The organism is Mesorhizobium sp. Cs1299R1N1 (assembly GCF_037179655.1).
In the GTDB taxonomy this organism is placed as follows: Bacteria; Pseudomonadota; Alphaproteobacteria; order Rhizobiales; family Rhizobiaceae; genus Mesorhizobium; species Mesorhizobium salmacidum.
Genome location: NZ_JAPYKR010000017.1, coordinates 97,507 through 118,852 on the forward strand (window position 1 = coordinate 97,507; position 21,346 = coordinate 118,852).

General features: G+C 62.5%; 25 protein-coding genes. 14 read left to right on the plus strand and 11 right to left on the minus strand.

Annotated features, from left to right (window positions below; genetic code table 11):
* Nucleotides 1-56 precede the first annotated feature (56 nt).
* The 4 genes from purQ to purC are packed head-to-tail and all read right to left on the minus strand — an operon-like array spanning nucleotide 57 to nucleotide 2,060.
* Complete coding sequence (purQ, locus tag O7A70_RS29000; RefSeq protein ID WP_015318137.1) at nucleotides 57-725, minus strand: phosphoribosylformylglycinamidine synthase subunit PurQ; 669 nt, start codon at nucleotides 723-725, stop codon at nucleotides 57-59.
* Nucleotides 722-961: a hypothetical protein gene (locus tag O7A70_RS29005; RefSeq protein ID WP_084636618.1), complete on the minus strand. Its 240-nt coding sequence runs from the start codon at nucleotides 959-961 to the stop codon at nucleotides 722-724. The genes purQ and O7A70_RS29005 overlap by 4 nt, the downstream gene beginning before the upstream one ends.
* An 18-nt stretch (nucleotides 962-979) precedes the next feature.
* Nucleotides 980-1,222 carry a phosphoribosylformylglycinamidine synthase subunit PurS gene (purS, locus tag O7A70_RS29010; RefSeq protein ID WP_013895864.1) on the minus strand — a complete coding sequence of 81 codons (243 nt, stop codon included), beginning with the start codon at nucleotides 1,220-1,222 and terminating at the stop codon, nucleotides 980-982.
* A gap of 43 nt (nucleotides 1,223-1,265) precedes the next feature.
* Entirely contained in the window at nucleotides 1,266-2,060 is a 795-nt protein-coding gene (gene purC / locus O7A70_RS29015) for a phosphoribosylaminoimidazolesuccinocarboxamide synthase (protein WP_013532127.1), read from the minus strand.
* 276 nt (nucleotides 2,061-2,336) lie between these two features.
* Here purC and O7A70_RS29020 point away from each other — a divergent pair, with 276 nt between their 5' ends.
* Both O7A70_RS29020 and O7A70_RS29025 read left to right on the plus strand, forming a co-directional pair.
* Nucleotides 2,337-2,657 carry a DUF1476 domain-containing protein gene (locus tag O7A70_RS29020; RefSeq protein WP_027143682.1) on the plus strand — a complete coding sequence of 107 codons (321 nt, stop codon included), beginning with the start codon at nucleotides 2,337-2,339 and terminating at the stop codon, nucleotides 2,655-2,657.
* 110 nt (nucleotides 2,658-2,767) lie between these two features.
* Nucleotides 2,768-3,541: an HpcH/HpaI aldolase family protein gene (locus O7A70_RS29025; protein WP_337143402.1), complete on the plus strand. Its 774-nt coding sequence runs from the start codon at nucleotides 2,768-2,770 to the stop codon at nucleotides 3,539-3,541.
* A 48-nt stretch (nucleotides 3,542-3,589) separates the two neighbouring features.
* On the opposite strand, the gene O7A70_RS29030 is transcribed toward O7A70_RS29025, so the two are convergent.
* Both O7A70_RS29030 and O7A70_RS29035 read right to left on the minus strand, forming a co-directional pair.
* A complete protein-coding gene (locus tag O7A70_RS29030) occupies nucleotides 3,590-4,762 on the minus strand; it encodes an acyltransferase family protein (RefSeq protein ID WP_337143403.1) in 1,173 nt (390 codons plus the stop codon).
* Between the two features lie 125 nt (nucleotides 4,763-4,887).
* On the minus strand, nucleotides 4,888-5,436 hold the full coding sequence (locus O7A70_RS29035) for an RBBP9/YdeN family alpha/beta hydrolase (protein ID WP_337143404.1): 549 nt from the start codon (nucleotides 5,434-5,436) through the stop codon (nucleotides 4,888-4,890).
* A 245-nt stretch (nucleotides 5,437-5,681) separates the two neighbouring features.
* Between O7A70_RS29035 and O7A70_RS29040 the strand changes: the two genes are divergently transcribed.
* Nucleotides 5,682-6,494, plus strand: coding sequence for a VOC family protein (locus O7A70_RS29040; protein ID WP_337143405.1), 813 nt, complete (start codon nucleotides 5,682-5,684; stop codon nucleotides 6,492-6,494).
* A 246-nt stretch (nucleotides 6,495-6,740) separates the two neighbouring features.
* On the opposite strand, the gene purB is transcribed toward O7A70_RS29040, so the two are convergent.
* Nucleotides 6,741-8,048, minus strand: a complete 1,308-nt coding sequence (gene purB, locus O7A70_RS29045) for an adenylosuccinate lyase (protein ID WP_337143406.1) — start codon at nucleotides 8,046-8,048, stop codon at nucleotides 6,741-6,743.
* Nucleotides 8,049-8,314: 266 nt separating this feature from the next.
* Between purB and O7A70_RS29050 the strand changes: the two genes are divergently transcribed.
* Nucleotides 8,315-8,569: a DUF2171 domain-containing protein gene (locus O7A70_RS29050; protein ID WP_337107049.1), complete on the plus strand. Its 255-nt coding sequence runs from the start codon at nucleotides 8,315-8,317 to the stop codon at nucleotides 8,567-8,569.
* 9 nt (nucleotides 8,570-8,578) lie between these two features.
* On the opposite strand, the gene O7A70_RS29055 is transcribed toward O7A70_RS29050, so the two are convergent.
* Nucleotides 8,579-9,604, minus strand: coding sequence for a P1 family peptidase (locus tag O7A70_RS29055; RefSeq protein WP_337143407.1), 1,026 nt, complete (start codon nucleotides 9,602-9,604; stop codon nucleotides 8,579-8,581).
* Nucleotides 9,604-10,677 (minus strand): branched-chain amino acid ABC transporter substrate-binding protein, encoded by a 1,074-nt coding sequence (locus O7A70_RS29060; protein ID WP_337143408.1) that lies wholly within the window; start codon nucleotides 10,675-10,677, stop codon nucleotides 9,604-9,606. Before O7A70_RS29060 ends, O7A70_RS29055 begins: the two co-directional genes overlap by 1 nt.
* A 175-nt stretch (nucleotides 10,678-10,852) precedes the next feature.
* Here O7A70_RS29060 and O7A70_RS29065 point away from each other — a divergent pair, with 175 nt between their 5' ends.
* From O7A70_RS29065 to O7A70_RS29095, 7 genes are all read left to right on the plus strand, one after another.
* Entirely contained in the window at nucleotides 10,853-11,380 is a 528-nt protein-coding gene (locus tag O7A70_RS29065; RefSeq protein WP_337143409.1) for a flavin reductase, read from the plus strand.
* Entirely contained in the window at nucleotides 11,377-12,306 is a 930-nt protein-coding gene (locus O7A70_RS29070) for an AAA family ATPase (protein WP_337143410.1), read from the plus strand. Before O7A70_RS29065 ends, O7A70_RS29070 begins: the two co-directional genes overlap by 4 nt.
* Nucleotides 12,307-12,310: 4 nt before the next feature.
* Nucleotides 12,311-13,561, plus strand: coding sequence for a vWA domain-containing protein (locus tag O7A70_RS29075; protein ID WP_337143411.1), 1,251 nt, complete (start codon nucleotides 12,311-12,313; stop codon nucleotides 13,559-13,561).
* 49 nt (nucleotides 13,562-13,610) lie between these two features.
* The gene (locus O7A70_RS29080) at nucleotides 13,611-13,949 is read left to right on the plus strand and encodes an XdhC family protein (RefSeq protein ID WP_337143412.1); all 339 of its coding nucleotides are present in this window, start codon (nucleotides 13,611-13,613) and stop codon (nucleotides 13,947-13,949) included.
* A gap of 6 nt (nucleotides 13,950-13,955) precedes the next feature.
* Nucleotides 13,956-14,660, plus strand: coding sequence for an XdhC family protein (locus O7A70_RS29085; protein WP_337143413.1), 705 nt, complete (start codon nucleotides 13,956-13,958; stop codon nucleotides 14,658-14,660).
* Nucleotides 14,657-16,267, plus strand: coding sequence for a molybdopterin-binding/glycosyltransferase family 2 protein (locus tag O7A70_RS29090; protein WP_337143414.1), 1,611 nt, complete (start codon nucleotides 14,657-14,659; stop codon nucleotides 16,265-16,267). The genes O7A70_RS29085 and O7A70_RS29090 overlap by 4 nt, the downstream gene beginning before the upstream one ends.
* Nucleotides 16,268-16,519: 252 nt before the next feature.
* Nucleotides 16,520-17,371 (plus strand): alpha/beta hydrolase, encoded by an 852-nt coding sequence (locus O7A70_RS29095; RefSeq protein ID WP_337143436.1) that lies wholly within the window; start codon nucleotides 16,520-16,522, stop codon nucleotides 17,369-17,371.
* Nucleotides 17,372-17,391: 20 nt separating this feature from the next.
* Here O7A70_RS29095 and O7A70_RS29100 read toward each other — a convergent pair whose 3' ends face one another.
* A complete protein-coding gene (locus tag O7A70_RS29100) occupies nucleotides 17,392-18,441 on the minus strand; it encodes a DUF1176 domain-containing protein (RefSeq protein WP_337143415.1) in 1,050 nt (349 codons plus the stop codon).
* Nucleotides 18,442-18,581: 140 nt separating this feature from the next.
* Here O7A70_RS29100 and O7A70_RS29105 point away from each other — a divergent pair, with 140 nt between their 5' ends.
* Nucleotides 18,582-19,088, plus strand: coding sequence for a DUF1993 domain-containing protein (locus O7A70_RS29105; RefSeq protein WP_140506332.1), 507 nt, complete (start codon nucleotides 18,582-18,584; stop codon nucleotides 19,086-19,088).
* A 44-nt stretch (nucleotides 19,089-19,132) separates the two neighbouring features.
* On the opposite strand, the gene O7A70_RS29110 is transcribed toward O7A70_RS29105, so the two are convergent.
* The gene (locus O7A70_RS29110; RefSeq protein WP_084636818.1) at nucleotides 19,133-19,297 is read right to left on the minus strand and encodes a hypothetical protein; all 165 of its coding nucleotides are present in this window, start codon (nucleotides 19,295-19,297) and stop codon (nucleotides 19,133-19,135) included.
* A 388-nt stretch (nucleotides 19,298-19,685) separates the two neighbouring features.
* On the opposite strand from O7A70_RS29110, the gene O7A70_RS29115 reads away from it, so the two are divergent.
* Together O7A70_RS29115 and O7A70_RS29120 are read left to right on the plus strand one after the other, a co-directional pair.
* Complete coding sequence (locus O7A70_RS29115) at nucleotides 19,686-20,147, plus strand: hypothetical protein (protein ID WP_337143416.1); 462 nt, start codon at nucleotides 19,686-19,688, stop codon at nucleotides 20,145-20,147.
* A 119-nt stretch (nucleotides 20,148-20,266) separates the two neighbouring features.
* Nucleotides 20,267-21,334 (plus strand): aldo/keto reductase, encoded by a 1,068-nt coding sequence (locus O7A70_RS29120; RefSeq protein WP_337143417.1) that lies wholly within the window; start codon nucleotides 20,267-20,269, stop codon nucleotides 21,332-21,334.
* Nucleotides 21,335-21,346 lie beyond the last annotated feature (12 nt).

Consider the following 21,346-nt stretch of genomic DNA (forward strand, 5'->3'; position numbering starts at 1 on the left):
CTCCCTCACGCTATGATTTTGAATTGCCGCAATTCTTAAGGTTGCGGTTGTAAACTTCAAGCGGCAATGCCCAGGGCGCCTTCGAACAGCGCCCTTCCGTCATTGCCGCCATGCGCTGCTTCTATCAGGTTCTCGGGATGCGGCATCAGGCCAAGCACATTGCCTTGTTCATTGACGATGCCGGCAATGTCGTTGATTGAGCCGTTCGGATTGGTGCCTTCGGCATAGCGGAACACCACCTGGCCTTCGCCTTCGAGACGGGCAAGCGTGTCGGCGTCGGCAAAGTAATTGCCGTCATGATGCGCCACCGGCGAGCGGATGATCTGGCCCGGCTGGTAGCGGCGGGTGAACATCGTGTTGGCGTTGGCGATCTCGAGCTTGACCTGCCGGCAGACGAATTTCAGCGAGGTGTTGCGCATGAGCGCACCGGGCAGCAGTCCCGCCTCGACCAGGATCTGGAAACCGTTGCAGACGCCGATGACCATGACGCCCTTGGCGGCCTTTTCGGCGACCGCCCGCATCACCGGCATGCGCGCGGCGATGGCGCCGCAGCGCAGATAGTCGCCGAAGGAGAAGCCGCCGGGGATGGCGATCAGGTCGACATCGGGGATTTCTGTGTCGGTCTGCCAGACGGTTGCCGGCGCCTGTCCGGAAATCTTGGTCAGCGCCGCAATCATGTCGCGGTCGCGATTGAGGCCAGGCAGGAGGACGACAGCTGATTTCATTTTGGTTCGTAAGGCCTCTGAGCTTCGGCAAATTCGCGCGGATCGAGACAGCGTTCTATGCGTTCAAATCGATCATCCTGGCGGGCGAGAATACCACAGATGTCACTTTGCGTTGCCACCACATGACCCCGCATAACACTCAATTCCCGTTTCGTCACATCCTGACGAAGTTCACCAATTTCGTGATGCACGCATTTCAGCAGCTCGAACATCAACTCATTCGTGACTTCCGGCATATTGCCTCCGACACAACCTCAGGTAAGCGTCACACTATAATTCTCGATCACCGTATTCGCCAGCAGCTTGTCGCACATGGCCTTGAGATCGGCTTCGGCCTTGGCCTTGTCGCTTTCCGCCAGTTCGACGTCGAACACCTTGCCTTGCCGCACCGCGCCGACGCCATCGAAGCCCAGCCCTGACAGTGCGTGTTCGATTGCCTTGCCTTGCGGGTCCAGAACGCCGTTCTTGAGGGTGACGGTAATGCGGGCCTTGATCACGCTGGACATGCTCCTGTTCTGAATGTTGGGGCGCAAGCCGCAATCAGTGCGGCTTGCCCTTGAGACCGTCGGTCGAGGCGACAAGCACCGGACCTGTGGGACGCGGCGGCTCGTTCTCGTTCATGATGCCGAGGCGGCGGGCGACTTCCTGATAGGCCTCCACGAGGCCGCCCATGTCGCGGCGGAAACGGTCCTTGTCGAGCTTGTCCTGCGTTGCCACGTCCCACAGGCGGCAGGAGTCCGGCGAAATCTCGTCGGCCACGACGATGCGCATCATGTCGCCCTCGAACAGGCGGCCGCACTCGATCTTGAAGTCGACCAGCTGGATGCCGACGCCCATGAACAGGCCGGAGAGGAAATCGTTGACGCGGATGGCGAGCGCCATGACGTCGTCGATCTCCTGTGGGCTTGCCCAGCCGAACGCCGTGATGTGCTCTTCCGAAACCATCGGGTCGTCGAGCGCGTCGGCCTTGTAGTAGAATTCGATGATCGAGCGCGGCAAAACGGTGCCTTCCTCGATGCCGAGGCGCTTGGACAGCGAACCGGCGGCGACATTGCGCACCACCACTTCGAGCGGAATGATCTCGACTTCCTTGATCAGCTGCTCGCGCATGTTGAGCCGGCGGATGAAGTGGGTCGGAATGCCCATGCGGTTCAAATGATTGAATATGTATTCGGAAATGCGGTTGTTGAGCACGCCCTTGCCGTCGATGACCTCGTGTTTCTTCTTGTTGAACGCGGTTGCGTCGTCCTTGAAGAACTGGATCAGCGTGCCCGGCTCGGGTCCCTCATAGAGGATCTTGGCCTTGCCTTCATAAATGCGGCGGCGATTTTTCATTTGAATTTTTCTCTGGATTTGCGGGCAGGCGGTAAGCGACCACTTCCTGTCCGTCCGCCTGAATTAATGCGGCGACGGTGACGTTCAATGCCGGGTCTATCCCAATCACACCGTTTGCTCAATCGGCAAATCCTTCCAATCAACCGCTTTCGGGACTGAAATGCCGCAGCGCAGCATATGACGAAGCATATTGACCGGCCCGCGACCTTTTGGTTTGTGCTTCGGCAACACACATATTCACCTGCCAACGAATCGGATTTGACCCGGAGGGACGCCATGAGCAGCATGAAAGACCGCGAAGAGGGCTTCGAGCGCAAATTTGCATTCGACGAGGAGCTTCGGTTCAAGGCTTCGGCGCGGCGCAACAAGGCGCTTGGTCTGTGGGCCGCCGAAAAGCTCGGAAAATCCGGTGATGACGCCGACGCCTACGCCAAGGAAGTCGTTGTTTCCGACATCGAGGAAGCCGGCGACCATGACGTGTTCCGCAAGATCCGCAAGGATTTCGACGCAGCGGGCGTCGAGCAGTCCGATCACCAGATCCGCCGTACCATGGATGAACTGATGGCGCAGGCGATCGAGCAGATCAGGAACACCTGATCCGGCCTCTTACTGGACCAATCGACCGCCCGGCCGATCCGGGCGGTTTTTCTTTGCCTTTGCGGCGGTTTCCGGCTGAAACTGCCGACGCTAACAAGGAAAGAGATTAGATGTCGCTGAAGTCCCGTCTCGCCGCCGATGAAACGCTGGTCACCGCCTGGTCGGGCGTGCCCGACGCCCTGACCGTGGAGATCCTCGCCAGGCAGGACTTCGATGCCGTCACACTCGACATGCAGCATGGCGGCCATCACGAGGACAGCGTCCTGCGCGGCCTGGCACCGGTGTTGGCCCTGGGCAAGCCGGCGCTGGTGCGCATACCCGTTGGCCGTTTCGACATGGCCAGCCGTGCCCTCGATTTTGGCGCCGACGCGGTCATTGCGCCGATGGTCAACTCGGTGGCCGATGCAAAGTTGTTCGCCGCGGCCATGAAATATCCCCCGCTCGGCGAACGCTCGTGGGGGCCGACCTATGCCTTCCCCCGCCATGGCAAGGGCGACTATGCCGAATGGCTGCGCGATACCAATCAGCGCACCATGGCTTTTGCGATGGTCGAGACTCGCGCCGCGCTCGATGCGCTCGACGGCATCCTCGACACGCCGGGCATCGACGGCATTTTCCTCGGACCATCCGATTTCTCGATCGCCTGGACCAACGGCGCCGCCGTCAACTCCACGCTGGAAAGCATGATGGAGACAGTGGCCTCGGTTGCCGAGCGCACTCGCAAGGCCGGCAAGCATGCGGCGATCTACGTCGTCGAACCGGCTATCGCCGGCCGCGTCGTATCGATGGGCTACCGCTTGCTGGCCACCGGATCCGAACACGCGCTGATTTCACTGGGAGCAAAGACGCTGCTGAAAGACATCAAGGATTCGATCGGGGCCTGAGCAGGCCTCCTCCAGATTTCGCTGGCCTGTCGCCGGGGCGCCCTGCGATCAGATATGCGCGGTTTCAGCCGCCGCTACCGTGTCGATGCGCCTGAATCTGTCGAACAGGACGCGAAGCGCTGCGATCCACCAATTGTTGAAGGCCATTAGCGGCAATGCTGTGAGGACCGAGCCCAGCATGGCGGCCGCCGCGCCGAAGGCAGCGGAGCCGCTGGTCAAAAGAACCCAGGACCCCAACGAGCAGATGACCGGCACATGCACGAGATAAAGCGGGAATGACAGGTCGCCGAAGAAGCGCGCGGCTTTGCCCGTCAGCCATGATGGCGGGCTCTGCGAGGCCACCACGGCATAGATGAGCATGACGCTGCCCAATATGGCGGTATAGGCCCGCCTGGCGTTCTCGGGGAGACCGCCGACCTCCAGCACGGCAAAGGGCCGGTAGATGCCGACCGCATTCCCGGCATAGCCCAGCAAAGCCAGTGACACAGCGACGAGAGCCAGTCTTGTCCAAGCGTTCGGACGAAATTTCGAGGCGAGCAGAAGATGCAGCGAAAGTCCGACGGGGAAAGCGACGAGAACGAAATTGACCAACCACGCCAAGAACACGCCGATAGCAAGCACGCACCAGGAAAGCAAAGGTATGCGGTCGTGCACGAAGAAGATGGCCGGCGCGAGGGCAAAGACCATCAGGCTGCCCCAGAACTCGAACCACATGGTCCACAGGCTCGTGTCGTAATAGCTGTCCCCGAAAATGAACGTCCGCCATGCCCCTTGCGCGAGGGCGTCCGAAAAGTTCGCGGTCTCCGGCGTCAGCGGCTTTGAGGCAAAGGCGAAATTGGCGAGCCAGGGTGATCCCGTCTGGGTGCCGGCATCCTGGAAGAAATACAGTTCCTGCCTGAAGATGAGGCAGGACAGCAGCACCGTGACAAGCACGGGCCCCGCAAGCCGCGGCAGGCGCTTGGCCGTGGCCAGCAGGAGATCCCCGATCTTGCGGCTCGCGAAATAACGTTTCAGCAGCACGAAGGAAGACAGCACGAAGAACAGATACACGGCGGACTGGCCATTCAGCGCGACGAAGACGAAGCTCGTTTGCAGCGAGTTGGCTGGGCCATTCGCAAAAATACCGCTCGCCGAAGGCGCAAAACCGAGCAGCGTGTGCCAGAACATCACGACAATTGACGCGACGCCCCGCAAGAATTCCAGCGAATCGTCCTTACGCAAATCCCAGCCTCTTACTTCGCAGCCGCCTTGGCTTATCCGACCGGCCATTTGCCGTAAAGCTGCCCGGCGGCCATCGTCTCGCCAGGCATATAACCTCCAAAGGCGGAGCATGGACTGCCGAGCGATTAGAGATCCGTCAGGAACTTGGCAAAAGTCATCGAGCCCTCTGGCCATGGGCCGAAGCCTGAATCCTCGCTGAGATGACCGGTCTCGCCGGCGTCGATGAACAGCGAGCCCCAAGTGCCGGCGATGTCCTCGGCGACATCGAACGGGCAAAAGGGATCGTTGCGGCTGGCGATCAAGATGGATGGAAACGGCAGCGGCTCGCGCGGATAGGGGCCGAAGGTCATCAGATGCCTTGGCTTGATCTTGGGATTGGCGACGTCGGGCGGTGCCACGAAGAAGGCGCCGGCGACCGGCTTCCGGAATTGCGGAATGGCTTGCACGGCCGCGGCCACTCCCAGTGAGTGAGCGACGAGAACGACAGGTCTCTGCGCTTCGTTGACCGCTTTGGCCACGCTCGCCGTCCAGTCCTCGCGCACCGGCTTCGACCATTCCGCCTGTTCCACGCGCCGCGCCGTCGACAGCTTCGATTGCCAGCGGGTCTGCCAATGCTCGGGCCCGGAATTGGTGTATCCGGGAATGATCAGAATATCTGCGTCCTTGACTTTCATGGCGCTGAGATAGCGAGCGCGATTGTGTGATGCAACCGTTGATGGATGCGCTCGTGCTTGCAATGGTGAACACCATGTTCGCTTTTCGCAGTCTTGTGTGAACGATGGCGATCGACGATCTCTGTCGGGAAAGAAACAGCCGTGGAGGGACCGGGATTTTGGCGCTGACACGACGTACAATGATCGGCGGCGCCGGGCTCCTGGCTTTGGGAACTTCGCGAAGCGTTGCCGCAACGGAGACAATGATGAGCGAACTGCCATTTGCCGCCACCACGCCGGTGAGCGTCGCCCGGGTCGGGCTGAAGGCGCGTGATGCGGAAAGCCTCGCGGCCTATTACCGCCGGGTTGTCGGCCTCCAGGAACTGAGCCGTGCCGATGGCGCGATCACCCTGGGCGCAGCCGACCGTCCGCTGCTGGTCCTTGAACCGGACGCAGCCGCCAAGCCGGACGATCCGCGCAGCGCCGGCCTCTTTCACACGGCGTTCCTGCTGCCCAGCCGCGCCGATCTCGGCCGCTGGATCAACCACGCCATCGCAGACAAGATCGCCATCGAGGGTGCTTCGGACCATCTGGTCAGCGAAGCGCTGTACCTGACCGATCCCGAGGGCAACGGCATCGAGATCTATGCCGACCGCCGCCCGCAGGATTGGAAATGGAACGGCGACAGGATCGCCATGGCGACCGAGCGGATGAACATTCCTTCTGTCGTTGCCGAAGTGCCGGCCGGCGATGCGGGCTGGCAGGGCGCGCCGGAAAACAGCATTGTCGGCCACGTCCACCTGCGCGTCGGCAGGCCGGAAGAGGCGGAAGCCTGGTGGAACCAGGAATTCGGCTTCGACACGGTGGCCAAATATGGCGGCCAGGCGGTGTTCCTGTCGTCAGGCCACTACCACCACCACATCGGCGCCAATGCCTGGCAGAGCGCCGGCGCCGGCCGCCGCGACCCCTCCCGCTCCGGCCTCGCCTGGGTTGAGATGCGTTCGGACAATGTGAGCAGCGAAACGACCCGTGAGGACCCCTGGGGCACGGTGATCAGGACTGTTCCCGGCAAGGCTTGAAGTCGGAAGCTTCCGCCAAGCTGGAGCACCCCTCATCCGACCGAGCTTCGCTCGGCCACCTTCTTCCACAAGGGGAGAAGGCAAAACGTTGCACTTAGGCCTCGGCTAATCGCAGGTGTCGACGTTTGGCGCCGACGCTGCACACCTTCCCTTCTCCCCTTCTTGTGGGAGAAGGTGGATTGGCGCGTAGCGCCAAGACGGATGAGGGGTGTTCCAGCTTGGCGCCTGCGTTTCACCAGATCCGCTTCACGCCTCTCCAAACACCCGCTTGAAAATCGTGTCTACGTGCTTGGTATGGTAGCCCAGATCGAATTTCTCGCGGATCTGCGCCTCCGGCAGCGCTGCGGTCACTTCCTTGTCGGCCAGAAGTTCCTCAAGGAAATCAGCGCCTTGTTCCCATACTTTCATGGCGTTGCGCTGCACCAGCCGGTAGGAGTCCTCGCGCGAGAGGCCAGCCTGCGTCAGCGCCAGCATCACGCGCTGGGAATGCACCAGGCCGCGGAACTTGTTCATGTTGTCCAGCATGTTCTCGGGATAGACGACGAGCTTGTCGACGACGCTGGTCAGGCGTGACAGCGCGAAATCGAGCGTCACGGTGGCGTCCGGGCCGATCATACGCTCGACCGAGGAATGCGAGATGTCGCGTTCGTGCCAGAGCGCCACGTTCTCCATTGCCGGCAACGCCATGGAGCGCACCATGCGGGCAAGGCCGGTCAGGTTTTCGGTCAGCACCGGATTGCGCTTGTGCGGCATCGCCGACGAGCCTTTCTGGCCCGGCGAAAAATACTCTTCCGCTTCCAGCACTTCGGTGCGTTGCAGATGCCGGACCTCGATCGCCAGCCGCTCGATGGACGAGGCGATGACGCCGAGCGTGGCGAAGAACATGGCGTGGCGGTCGCGCGGGATCACTTGCGTCGACACCGGCTCCGGCTTCAGCCCCAGCTTTTGGGCCACATGTTCCTCGACATAGGGCTCGATGTTGGCGAAGGTGCCGACCGCCCCTGAAATCGCACAGGTGGCAATGTCTTCGCGCGCGTGCACCAGCCGATCGCGGCAGCGCGAGAATTCGGCATAGGCCTGCGCGAGCTTGATGCCGAAGGTGGTCGGCTCGGCATGGATGCCGTGGCTGCGGCCGATGGTGACGGTGTCCTTGTGCTCGAAGGCGCGACGCTTGAGCGCGGCAAGCAACGTATCGATGTCGGCCAGCAGGATGTCGCTGGCACGGGTGAGTTGCACCGCAAAGCAGGTGTCGAGCACGTCCGAGGACGTCATGCCCTGATGGATGAAGCGCGCGTCGGGCCCGACGAATTCGGCAAGATGGGTGAGGAAGGCGATGACATCATGCTTGGTGACGCGCTCGATGGCGTCGATCTTCTCGACGTTGAATTCCGCCGCGCTTCCCTTTTCCCAGATGGTTTTGGCCGCTTCCTTGGGGATGACGCCCAGTTCGGCCAGCGCGTCGCAGGCATGAGCCTCGATTTCGAACCAGATGCGAAACCGGGTTTCGGGCGACCAGATGGCGACCATTTCCGGCCGGGAGTAGCGAGGGATCATATGGATCGATTTCCAGCTTCGCGTTGCGTTGGTCGCGTCCTAACAGAGGCGGGCAAAATGCTCAACGTTGCTGCAGAGGCTGGTCAAGCGGAAATAGAGCCGGATTCCGCAGGCGAGTGAAGGCGAGCGCAGGGACCTGAGAGGAAATTGGACGCGGTTGACCGCCCAATCAAAACGCCGTGCGGGCCAAAGCCGATGCATCCAATCCGCTCGTCATTTGTTATTGTCGCAATCCCAATGGCAACCACCCCAATGGAGAACCTCACATGACCGACACCAGCAAAATTCGTGAGCACATGGAAGTCGTCGGCGCCGATGGCGTGCATATCGGCACCGTCGACAAGGTCGATGGCCAGCGCATCAAGCTGACCAGGGCCGACAGCGGCGAGGGCGCTCACAAGGGCCATCACCATTATATTTCCCTGGCCCTGGTTGCCGAGGTCGATGGCAAGAAGGTGTGGTTGTCCGCAAATTCGGATGTCGCGGTGACGTTCGAGGAAGAAAAATCCGATCCGGTTTGATCGAAGGCTTTAGCCCAGGCGCGACGACCAGACAGGAAACAGATCGTTGCCCGCTGGCGTCGCGGCAAACACACCACGGCTGATGGCGCGCGCCATGGTGGCGCCGGCTGCGGCGTAGAGGTCGACTGCGGCGTCAGCGGTCAGTTCGACCCCGCTCCTGCCGGTGGCCAGCGCGAACACCAGGTCGCCGTCGGCCGGCGTATGCGTCGGCCAGATGGCGCGCACGAAGCCGTCATGCGCCGAAATCGCCAGGCGTTTCGCGGCGGCCTTGGTGAGGACCGCGTCTGTCGCGATGATGGCGATGGTCGTGTTGCCGCCGCTTTCCATCTGCCGCCCGTGATCCTTGTCGCGGTATTTCAGCAAGATCCGCTTTGCGTCGTCGGGCATGGGCGAGGGATAACCGAGCCCGCCGAATTCATCGCCGATTTCGAAAGGCGCCGCCCAGAAATGGCGGGTGCGGCCGACGGTGACCGATCCGGTTGGGTTGACGGCGGCCAGCGCGCCGATGGTGACGCCATTGTCCAGCAACGTCGAGGCGGAACCCAGACCACCCTTCAGCCCCGACGTCAGTGCACCGGTACCGGCGCCGGCCGTGCCAAGTTGGAAATCGACGGCGGCTGCCTGTACCGACTCGTAGCCGAGGTCGCGATAGGGCGGATAGCGGCCCCAGTCCTTGTCGCCGCCATTGCGCAGGTCGAACAGGATCGCCGCCGGCACGATCGGCACCCGGAAGCCGCCCACCTCGAAGCCGATGCCGCGTTCGCGCAGCGCGGCCTGCACGCCGGACGCAGCATCGAGGCCGAAAGCCGAGCCGCCCGACAGCACGACGGCATGGATTGTCTCCACGGAATTGTGCGGTTCCAGCAGATCCGTCTCGCGGGTCCCAGGCGCGCCGCCAAGGATTTGCACACCCGCCACCGCCGGCTCGTCGCAAAGGACGGTCGTCACGCCGGACTTAAGCCTAGCATCGGAAGCATTGCCGACGCGCAGGCCGGCGACGTCTGATATGAGATTGCGCGGACCGGTGCGGAACATCAGTTGTTTTCCAAGGGCACGAAGCGGGTGCCGTCGAAGCGGAAGACACGGTAGGGGCTCTGGCTGAGGTCGCCCTTGGCGTCGAAGCGGACTGGCCCGATCGCCGTGGTGAAATCATGCCCGGTGAGCGCGTCGGTCAGTGGTTTGCCGGAGCTTGCGGCGTCCGCCGTCGCCGCCTTGGCAATCTCGACGGCCGCATAGGCCGGCAAGGTGTAGCCATCCGGCACGATCTTTTGCGCGGAGAAGCTCTCCAGCACTTTAGGGTCCGCGACATCGGCCCATTCGGGCGGCGCGATCATCAGCGTGCCCGTTGCATAAGGCACGTCGCCGGGAGGCGTGCGCAAGTTTTCGCCGCCGGCAAGAACGATGCTTGTCTGGAGCTGGGCGGCATCGCGCCCCATGATGGCGATGTCGTCGCCGTCGCCGCCGGCAAAAACATGCGTGGCGCCGGCCTTTTTCAGCCGCCCCACCAGGCCGATCTGGTTGTCGAGCTGCGGCCGGAACGTGTCGACGAAGACCGGTTTCAGCGCTGCCTGCTCGGCCGCCGCGCGAAATGTCTCGGCGATCTCGCGGCCATAGATGGTGCCGTCATCGATGATGGCGAACAGTTCGTCACGCCACAGCCGCATGAGGTTAGAGGCGACAGCGTAGCGCTCATCGTCGCCGCGTGGTCCCAAGCGATACACCGGCCAGCCGGTCTTGGCGCGGCGGTCGGTCAGGCTTTCGGTTCGCACGCCGATGGTGATGACCGGGATGTTGGCGTCCTTCAGGACAGGCATCGCCGCTTCGATAGCCTCCGTGCAGAGGAAGCCGATCACGACATTGACCTTGGCTGCCACGAACTCGCTGGCCGCCGCGGCGCCGCCGTTGCCGGTGCAGGCGTCATCCACGGTCTTGAACTGGATGCCGTTCGCCTCTGCCGCCAGCCGGGCGCCGGCCTCGATCTGCTTGCCGAGGATGGCCGATGGTCCCGACAGGGGCGCGGCGACGCCGATCGTGAGCGTCTGGGCGCCGGCGGCCCCGGTCAGCGACAGCCAGGCCAGTGCGATGGATATCGTTCCCCCGGATCGCATCCTGCCGAACCGTCCCTCCAAGCCCGCGCGCGCGAGCGCCAATTCCCGCCAAGACCTAAAGGCTGTCCGGCCTTGGTGCAACACGCGAATTCCGGATATGGGCCAAGCACTTCGCTTGTGGCATGTGATGTCTGGCCATATATAACAGTTCAGGTTTTGGCTGTGGAAATCTCCAGTGCTGAAGATAAACGATATTGGACCGCAGGCCTATCGCGACGCGATGAGCCATTTTGCCGGTCACGTTCATGTAGTGACCACCGACGGACCCGCCGGCAAGCGTGGCGCGACGGTGATCGCGGCTTGTTCCGTGTCGGACACGCCGCCGACCATCCTGGTCTGCCTCAACCGTGAAAACCCCAAAAACGAGCCGTTCGTGAAGAACGGCAGGTTTGCCTTGAACACGCTGGCTTCGCACCAGGAGCCGCTGTCGATTGGATTCTCCGGTATGACTGGGTTGCCGGTCGAAGAGCGTTTCGCGCTTGGCGAGTGGGACGTGATTTCCACCGGCGCGCCGACGCTGAAGGGCGCGCTCGCCGTTTTCGATTGCGAGTTGATCGACACCAAGGACCTGGCCACCCATCGTGTGCTTTTTGGCAAGGTGACAGGCCTTCGCATGGGCGATAATTTGCGGCCGCTGATCTACCACGCGCGCGGCTACCACGTCCTGGAAAGTGGGGCGGTCGCACCCACGGAGAAAGAATGAGCGACTTGAAACCGCGCCCCGTGCCGCGGACGATCGACGAGACGCTCGATCTCCTGACCGGCGCGGACTATGTCGCGGACCGGTCGCTGGCCACGGTACTTTTCCTGTCGCTGCGCATGAAACGGCCGCTTTTCCTCGAGGGGGAGGCCGGCGTCGGCAAGACCGAGATCGCCAAGGTGTTGGCCGAGGCGCTTGGCCGCCGGCTGATCCGACTGCAGTGCTATGAGGGGCTCGACGTCTCCTCGGCCGTCTATGAGTGGAATTACGCCGCGCAGATGATCGAGATCCGCATGGAGGAGGCAGCCGGAACGGTCGACCGCTCCGCCATGGAGCGCAACGTCTTCTCCGAAAAATACCTGGTCCGCCGCCCGGTGCTCGATGCGCTGACCGGCAAGACGGGCGCCGCCCCGGTCTTCTTGATCGACGAGCTCGACCGTACTGACGAAGCCTTCGAGGCCTTCCTGCTCGAAATTCTCTCCGACTTCCAGGTGACGGTGCCTGAACTCGGCACGATCAAGGCGGAAGAGCCGCCGATCGTCATCATCACCACCAATCGCACGCGCGAGATCCACGACGCGCTGAAGCGGCGCTGCCTCTATCACTGGGTCGACTATCCCAATGCGGAACGCGAGCTGGAGATCGTGCGCCGCAAGGTGCCTCGGGCCAACCAGCGGCTTTCGGCCGAAGTGGTCTCCTTCATCCAGAAGCTGCGCCAACTCGACCTGTTCAAGGTACCTGGCGTCGCCGAAACCATTGACTGGGCCGGTGCACTGACCGAACTCGACAAGGTGGCGCTCGATCCGGAGACCGTGTCCGACACGATCGGCGTGCTGCTGAAATACCAGGACGACATTGCCCGCATCGGTGCGGGTGAGGGCCGGCGCATCCTCGACGAGGTCAAGGCCGAGCTCGCGGCGGCGGAGTAGGGGAATGAAGGCTTCGCGTCCCGACCCCAGAGAGGCGACCGAGGACGGGCGGATCGCCGACAACATCGTCTATTTCGCCCGCACCTTGCGCAAGGCCGGCATGCGGGTCGGACCGGCCTCGGTCAAGGATGCGATCGAGGCGGTGCTCGTCGCCGGCATCGGCTCGCGCGATGATTTTTACTGGACGCTGCACGCCGTGCTGGTCTCGCGCCATGAGGATCACGCCACCTTCGACGAAGCCTTCAGGCTGTTCTGGAAATCGCGCGAACTGATCGAGAAGCTGCTGGCGATGTTTTCGCCGGTGGCGCCTGACGTCAGGCAGAAGCAGAAGCCGCGCGCGGCCGAAAACCGCGTCAGCCAGGCGATGTTCGAGAGCCACCAGAAAAAGCAACCACCGCAGGAAGTCCCTGAGATCGAGGTCGACGCCCGCTTCACCTTTTCCGGCAACGAGGTGTTGCGGGGCAAGGATTTCGCGCAGATGAATGCAGCCGAGATGGCGGACGCCAGGAAGGCTATCGCCGAGCTGCGATTGCCTTTCGATATGGTGCGGACCAGGCGCTTCAAAGCTGATGCGCACGGCCGCCGCATCGATCCACGCGCCATGATGCGCTCGGCGGCGCGCACCGGCGGTGAACTGATCCTGCCGAAATTCCGCTCGGTCCGCGAAACACACCCGCCGCTGGTGGTACTGGCCGACATTTCCGGTTCGATGAGCCAGTACACGCGCATCTTCCTGCATTTCCTGCATGCGCTGACGGAAAAGCGCCGGCGCGTGCACACCTTCGTCTTCGGCACGCGGCTGACCAATTTGACCCGGCAGATGCGCCACCGCGATCCCGATGCCGCCCTTGCCGATTGCTCGGCGGCGGTCAAGGACTGGTCGGGCGGCACGCGCATCGGCGATACGCTGGCCGAGTTCAACCTTGTATGGTCGCGGCGCGTGCTGGGACAGGGCGCGGTGGTGCTTTTGATCACCGACGGGCTGGAGCGCGACGACGTCATGGGCTTGTCGGAAGAGATGGAGCGGCTGCACAAATCCTGCCGGCGGCTGATATGGCTGAATCCGTTGTTGCGCTTCGATGGTTTTCAGGCGCGCGCCCGAGGCGTCAAGGCGATGCTGCCGCATGTCGACGAATTCCGCTCGGTGCACAATCTCGAAGCGCTCGCCGATCTCTGCGCCTCGCTCGACAAAAAATCGGCGCTTTCGGTCGATCCGCGGCGGTGGATGGGTGCTGGCGCGAGGCACGCCGCATAGCCATATGTTTCCTGGTTCCCTGGAAAAACAGACCCTGAGAGAAGCAACGATGAGCGACAGCATGTATCTCGATGAGGCCCGCGACCCGCTGATCATCGCGGAAACCTGGATGAAGGACGGCAAGGATGTGGCTATCGCGACCGTGGTCGAGACCTGGGGTTCGGCGCCACGCCCGGTCGGCAGCCACCTTGTCATCGATGCCGATGGCAATTTCCACGGATCCGTTTCGGGTGGGTGCGTCGAGGGCGCCGTCGTGACCGAGGCGGTCGACGTCATCGGCTCCGGCAAGGCCAGGATGCTGGAGTTCGGTGTTGCCGACGAGACGGCCTGGCAGGTTGGCCTGTCCTGTGGCGGCCGCATCAAGGTTTATGTTGAGCGATTGGGCTGACCTCGGATGGATCCCTACGCGCTGAAGACGCTCAATGCCGAACGACGCGCCCGCCGCGCGGCGATCCTCGTCACAGATCTCGGTGACGGTCGCGATCGTATCGTGCGGGAGGGCGATCAGGTCGCTGGCGATCTCGGAGCGGCGATCGCCAAGGCGTTTCGGTCCGGTAATTCCGGCTCCGTCGAGGCGGAAGGACGGAGCTTTTTTCTCAATGCGCATCTGCCGCAGCCGCGCCTGGTGGTGATCGGCGCCGTCCATATCAGCCAGGCGCTCGCGCCGATGGCCCGGATCGCCGGCTATCCCCTGGAGATCATCGATCCGCGGACCGCCTTCGCCACATCAGACCGGTTTCCCGACGTCGCGTTGCATGCCGACTGGCCGCAGGATGTGCTGGAGCGCCAGCCGCTCGACAGTTACACCGCGCTCGCCGCTGTCACCCATGACCCGAAGATCGATGATTTCGCGCTGAAGGCGGCACTCGACGCCAACTGCTTCTATGTCGGGGCACTTGGCAGCCGCAAGACGCATGCCAAGCGCGTCGAGCGCCTGCTGGCGTTGGGCGCGAGTGCCGACCAGATCGCGCGTATCCACGCGCCGATCGGGCTGGACATCGGGGCGGCAAGCCCCGCCGAAATCGCCGTCGCCATTCTCGCGCAGACCATCCTTGCCTTCCGCTCGCGCGGTCTCGATGTGAAGGGCGCGGCGGCGTGAAATTTGGTCCGATACCGATCGAGGCCGCTGAGGGGGCGGTGTTGGCGCATGCCACCACGGCGGGCGAAAAGCGGTTTCGCAAGGCGCACAGGCTGAGCGCCGAAGATGTCTCCATACTCAAAGGGGCGGGTATCCTGCAGGTCGTCGCGGCCGTGCTGGCCCCTGACGATCTCGGTGAGGACGCCGCGGCGCAAACAATTGCGCAGAGCATGACCTTTGGCGGCATCGAGGCGAAGCCCGCCGCCACCGGTCGGGTCAATCTCCACGCCAAGGCGGCTGGTATCTTCACGGTCAACGCAGCTGTCATCGACGCCATCAATGCCGTCGATCCCGCCATCACCATCGCCACGCTGGCCCGGCACTCGCCGGTCGAAAAGGGCCAGATGGTCGCGACAGTGAAGATCATTCCCTTCGCGGTCTCTTCCGCGTTGGTCGACGCCGTGGTGAAAATCTGCGCCGGCGTCGAAATTTTTGCCGTCAACGCCTATCAGCCGGTGCGTGTCGGTGTCATTCAGACGGTGCTGCCGGGTACCAAACCAACTGTGCTCGACAAAACGTTGCGCGTCACCGAAGCCCGGCTGGCGCGATCGGGCGGCAGGCTGACGGCGGAGCTCCGCACGCCGCATGAGATCGGCCCTGTCGCCGAGGCCGCCATCGCGCTTGCGCGCGACAACGACATGGTGGTGATCTTCGGGGCTTCAGCCATGAGCGATTTCGCCGACGTCGTTCCGGCGGCGATCGAGAGGGCGGGCGGTACCGTCATCCGCGCGGGCATGCCTGTCGATCCCGGCAATCTGCTTGTGCTCGGCACACTCGGCGGCAAGCGCGTCATCGGCGCGCCTGGCTGCGCCCGCAGCCCCAAGGAAAACGGCTTCGACTGGGTACTCGACCGGTTGATTGCAGGCCTCGATGTCACCGCGCGCGACATCGCCGGCATGGGTGTCGGCGGCCTGCTGATGGAGATACCGACGCGGCCGCAGCCGCGCGAGCCGCTGCCGGCCAAAAACCGGCTCAAGGTCGGGATCGTGCTTCTGGCGGCGGGCCGGTCGAGCCGCATGGGCGGACCGAACAAGCTGATGGCGCTGTTCGACGGTCAACCGCTGGTGCGCCGCACCACCGAACGCGCTCTCGCCTCGAAGGCTTCAGGCACGATTGTCGTCACCGGCCATCAGCGCGAGCGGGTACGCGCGGCATTGTCGGGCCTCGACGTCACCTTCGCCGACAATCCCGATTTTGCCGATGGCCTGTCGACCTCGCTGAAGGCCGGTACTGCCTATCTCCCCGAGGACATCGCTGGTGCGATGATCGTTCTGGGAGATATGCCGGGTGTCGCATCCGACGACCTTGACAGGCTCATCAATGCCTTCCGCCGGGCCGGCGGCAACTCAGTGGTCCGCGCCTCGCATGAAGGCAAACGCGGCAATCCGGTGCTCCTGCCGCGTTCGCTGTTCGCGGCTATCACCCATCTCGAAGGCGACACCGGCGCACGCCATCTGGTCGAGGCCGAGGGGCTCGATGTCATCGATGTCGAGATCGGCGAGGGCGCATCCGTCGACGTCGACACCCGAGAGGCGCTGGAAGGCGCAGGCGGCGTGCTGCAGGATTGACAAATAGAGGTCGAATTTCGCATGCCTGATGGCATGGCCTTCACTTTCTTACTTCGCCGCCGCTTACCCCCCTCTGTCCTGCCGGACATCTCCCCCTCAGGGGGGGAGATCGGACATGACGACGGCTTTCGCCAATCGTCGATGCTGGAGAAAGGGTGCAGGGATGGACGTTGCCAATCTCCCCCCTTGAGGGGGAGATGGCCGGCAGGCCAGAGGGGGGCGCCTCGCGCTTTCCCTGCATTTCTGCTTGCAATATCCTTCTTGTTTCCAATCGCTGCTCACGCTGATGCTCTCACGCTAAAACCGTTCAAGGACGATGTCTTCACCTATCCGGCGACGCTCTCATCCGACAGCAACGGCGCCTACACGGTCCTCGACTACCGCGAGATGCGCGACATCAACCAGCGCGACGAGGTGCCGGAAAAGCGCGTACATGCCCAGTACACCGACACCGGCGTGCGCAAGGTGCAGCAGGATTTGATGCTGAAGACGGACGCCGGCGATGTCAGGCATGTCGCCGTCGGCAAGACGCAAGGGGCCGCGATCATCGTGCTCTATCTGCACGGGCAGGGCGGCAGCCGTAAGCAAGGCGTCGACGACTTCACCTTCGGCGGCAATTTCAACCGCCTCAAGAATCTGATGGCCGGCAATGGCGGGCTCTACATCTCTCCGGATTTTCCTGATTTCGGCGATAAGGGCGCAGCACTGGTCGCCGCCCTGATCGATCACTATGCCGAACAGTCCCCGGGCGCGAAAATCTTCGTCGCCTGCGGCTCGATGGGTGGCGCGCTGTGCTGGAAGCTTGCCGCACGCAAGGATACTGGCGGCCGCGTGAATGGACTGCTGCTGCTCGGATCGCTGTGGGACGAGGGTTTTCTCGCAAGTCCCGCCTTCAAGCGTCGCGTGCCGGTGTTCTTTGGCCAGGGCAGCCATGACGTGGTCTTTCCCGTGGCCAGCCAGGAAGCGTTCTTCCGCTCCATCCTTGCGAAATCAAAAACCTATCCGACCCGCTTCGTCCGCTTCGAAACCGGTACCCACGGCACGCCGATCCGCATGGTCGACTGGCGCGGCACGCTCAATTGGATGCTGTCGAAGGCGCCGTAAAGGCCAATGTGTGGACCGCTCTAAGGCGCGGTGTTGTAGTCGACAATGGTCTGCGGATTCTCCTCGCCGTCATAGGACGCGTCGACGTCATACTGAACCAGCGAAAAATCGCCGTTGCGGAACAGATACGTCCCGGCGTCCGAAGCATCGCCGACGCCGCGCCATTTGTTGAACGTGGTGATCGTGTGGGCGTCCTGGTCATAGTCGGAATTGACCGCCCATCCTGTGGTCTGGAAGCCGATTACCGTTACACTCAACAGCTTGCCTTCGCTGTCATTATTCTCGTAGCGTATATCGGTCTGGGGTTCGGCGAACTGCAATTGCCTGACAACGTCCACCTCGTCGGTCATGTAATAAACTGAGCTTTCATTGTAGGCGGCGGCCGAGCAGGAGAAGTGGAACAGGCGGGTTTCCTTGTCCGGGTCGCCCGGCTGAGCATTCTTGTCCTTGTATTTGATCGAAAAGACCTCCGGCTCATTGGCCAAAAGATCCTTGTCGCACTGATCGCCATAGGTCGCGAGGAAGGCCTTCTTGGCCTGTTCCAGCGCGGTATCCTTCTTCGGCGGCGGCGGACCGTCGCCGCAGCTTGGCGGCAACGCCTCGTCGAGATCGGCGGTGGAGGGCTTCAGCGCGCCCTTGTCGATGAAGATCGGCTGGAAGGGTGGCGCCTGGATCTGGGCATTGACCTGGCGCAGCGTGTAGCAGCCGGCGAAAACCTTCGCTTCGCCCTTCTTGTCGGTTGCCTGGATGGCGACCGGGACGTTGTAATAGATGCTGCCCGCCGCGCCCTCGTCCGAAATCGGACCGGTCCTGACCTCCACCCTGTCGGTGCCGTCATAACCCTTGACGAATGTATCGAAATCCTTTGCCGGCTTTGTATCGCCGTAGTAGCCCCAGGCGCGCGCGAATTCATGCCGGTTGATGGCGCTGTAGAGAGAGCGGACGACCGCATCCGCGCTCGACCGATCATCGACGTAAGGCGCTTCGGGTGTATCGCTGGCGGCCAATGCCGTCTGGCCTGTCGTGGCAAGGGAGAGAAGGGCAGTCGCTGCGAGAAGGGCGCGTCTCATCGGGAATCTCCGCTCGATAACGAAAATTCTACCATGGCGATTGCGGCGACGTGGTGACGCCGTGCGGCTTCAGCTTGAAAAATCGGGCTTGAGGGCGCTAGGTCCTCCCGCCGGCGTTCCTGCCGGACAGGAGATCTGACGTGACGATATCGATGTATGAGGCATCCGTGCCCGTGTTTTCAGCCAGGCTGAAGGCACTTTCCAGTGTGCTGGCGGCAGCCGAACAGAATGCGCTTGACCGCAAGATCGACCCGCAGGTGTTTTTGACGGCGCGGCTTGCGCCCGACATGTTCGCGCTGACCCGGCAGGTGCAGATCGCAACCGACCATGCCAAGGGCGCGCCGTCACGGCTGGCCGGCCGCGAAGTGCCGAAATACGAGGACAATGAAGCAAGCTTTGCCGAACTCGAAGCGAGGATCGCCAAGACGGTCGCCTATTTGGCGACTTTTTCGGCAGCCGATATCGACGGGTCGGATGACAGGATGATCGAGTTGAAGCTGGCGGGCCGGGAAACGACATTGCGCGGCATGCAGTATCTGCTGCATGTGGCCATGCCCAACTTCTATTTCCACCTCACCACCGCCTACGACATCCTTCGCCACAATGGCGTGCCGCTTGGCAAGGCGACGTTCCTGGGATCGCGTTGAGGAATTGAGATGTCCTGGATCGATCCGGGACATCTCGCACCTGCTTAGCGGATGGACATTTCGCGGGCGATGCGCGGGAAATCGGCGGGCTTGACGCCGATGTCGGCACGCTCGGCATTGCTCATCGAATGAAGCAAGGCGAGCGCCGCGCGATATCTCTGATGTTCCTGCGGGCGCGGCCGGGCGAACATTTCCGTGAAGAAACCCATGTTTCAGGCTCCTGATTGGTCCTCCACGCCAGACAGTATAGGTGAATCGTGAAGATTGTGCATTGCAGCATTTGCATGCCTGCCATGCCCGGATGATTTTTTTCGAATTTTATTGCGGGCCCGATGAGACTTCTGCGCCGCGCCAGTCGTAGGCTTCGAAGCTGGCACATGGCCAGTCTTTCCTCGCCGGCGAATTCCGGACTGCATGAAGGTGCAGTCCGGCTTTTGTTTGGGGAGCATTGATCCTCGATAGCAATCCTCGCAACGGCTAAATTCGTTAAGACCGGTGGCATGTATTTTTAACGAGCCGGTTCTATGCTCGGTAATCCAGACAGTCAGGCAAGGGGAGGCTGACATCGCTACCAGCGCCAAGCGTGATTTCGCTTCGTTGCTCGACGACCTCTTCGTTGCCTCCGACAAAGGCGACGGCAGCGAGGGCGAGGAGACCGGCGCGCGCCCATCCATCCCGTTCGACTATCTCTCGGTCGCCGATGAACTCCATTCCGGCCGCATCAAGGTATCCGCCGCGGAATATCGCGAGGCTGGTGTCGATCTGGCCAGCGAATTTGCCGCCTTGCTTGAACAGGCCAGGCTCGCCCTGGCTGGCGAAGAGCCGAAGCCGGAAGAAAAATTACCGCCAATCGATCCTGAATCGATTGCGGTCGAACTGGGATTGGATCAGCCCAAGAACGCTGCCGATTTCGGTCGCATGCGCCGCAGCTTTGCTTTCGCCAATCATCCCGACCGCGTTGCCCCGCATCTGCGCCAGCGCGCCATGATCCGCATGCAGATCGCCAATATGCTGATCGACGAGGCCAAGCGCCGCGCCGTGGCCGCCGCACGCCGCTAACCGCCTCTGCTCACGCAAAAGTCGGCCCGGCGAGGCTTGGAGAGCGCCTCCGCTTTTCCTATAAGATGCGAATTCCTCTCCGCGCAGCCGCGCATACCTTCCCTCCGGAGCAGAATTCGATGCACAAACGCCGTCTCGGCCGAACCGATCTTCTTGTTACCCAGATTTGCCTCGGTTCGATGACCTGGGGCCAGCAAAACACCGAGGCCGAGGGCCATGCCCAGATGGACCTGGCCTTCTCGCGTGGCGTCAATTTCATCGACACCGCCGAACTTTATCCGATCCCGCCCAAGGCGGAGACGCAAGGACGGACCGAGACGATCATCGGCAGCTGGATGAAGGCCAAGGGCAATCGCGACAAGGTGATCCTTGCCTCAAAGGTTGTCGGTCGCACGGCCAATGCCTGGTTTCGCGGCAACCGGCCCTCTCAGTTGGTACGGGCCGATATCTTTGATGCCATCGACAAGTCGCTGGCCAAGCTCGGCACGGACTATCTCGACCTTTATCAAATCCATTGGCCGGAACGAGACATCCCCTGGGGTGCCAACCCGACGCGCATCGGGGCGGTGGCGCGGCGTGCCGATTCTGTCGGCGCACCAGTCGGCGAAACGCCTATCGCCGAGACGCTCGCGGTGTTCGAGGAACTGGTGAAGACAGGAAAAATCCGCCATTTCGGCCTTTCGAACGAGAGTTCGTGGGGCGTGATGCGCTTCCTCGCAGAGGCCGGCAAAGAGATCGGTCCGCGCGTCGCCTCGATCCAGAACGCCTACAACCTCGTCAACCGCACCTTCGAGGTGAACCTCGCCGAGATTTGCGAGCGCGAAGGGGTGTCGCTGCTTGCCTATTCGCCGCTTGCACAGGGTTATCTGACCGGCAAATACGATCACGGCGCCCGCCCGCAGGGCTCGCGCTCGCAACTGTTCAATCGCGGTCAGCGTTATGAGACGCCCAATGCCGCCGAAGCGCAACTCGAATACAATGAGCTGGCGCGCTCTTTCGGTCTGGAGCCGGCGTTGTTCGCCAATGCCTATGTCTCGAGCCGGCCCTTCGTGACCTCCAACATCATCGGCGCGACGACCATTTCCCAACTGGAAATGGCGCTGTCCTCGGTGGATGTCGTCTGGACCGAAGAAATGCAGAAGGCGGTGGATGCCGTTCACCAGAGGGTCGGCAATCCCTGTCCGTGACCGATCCCGGGG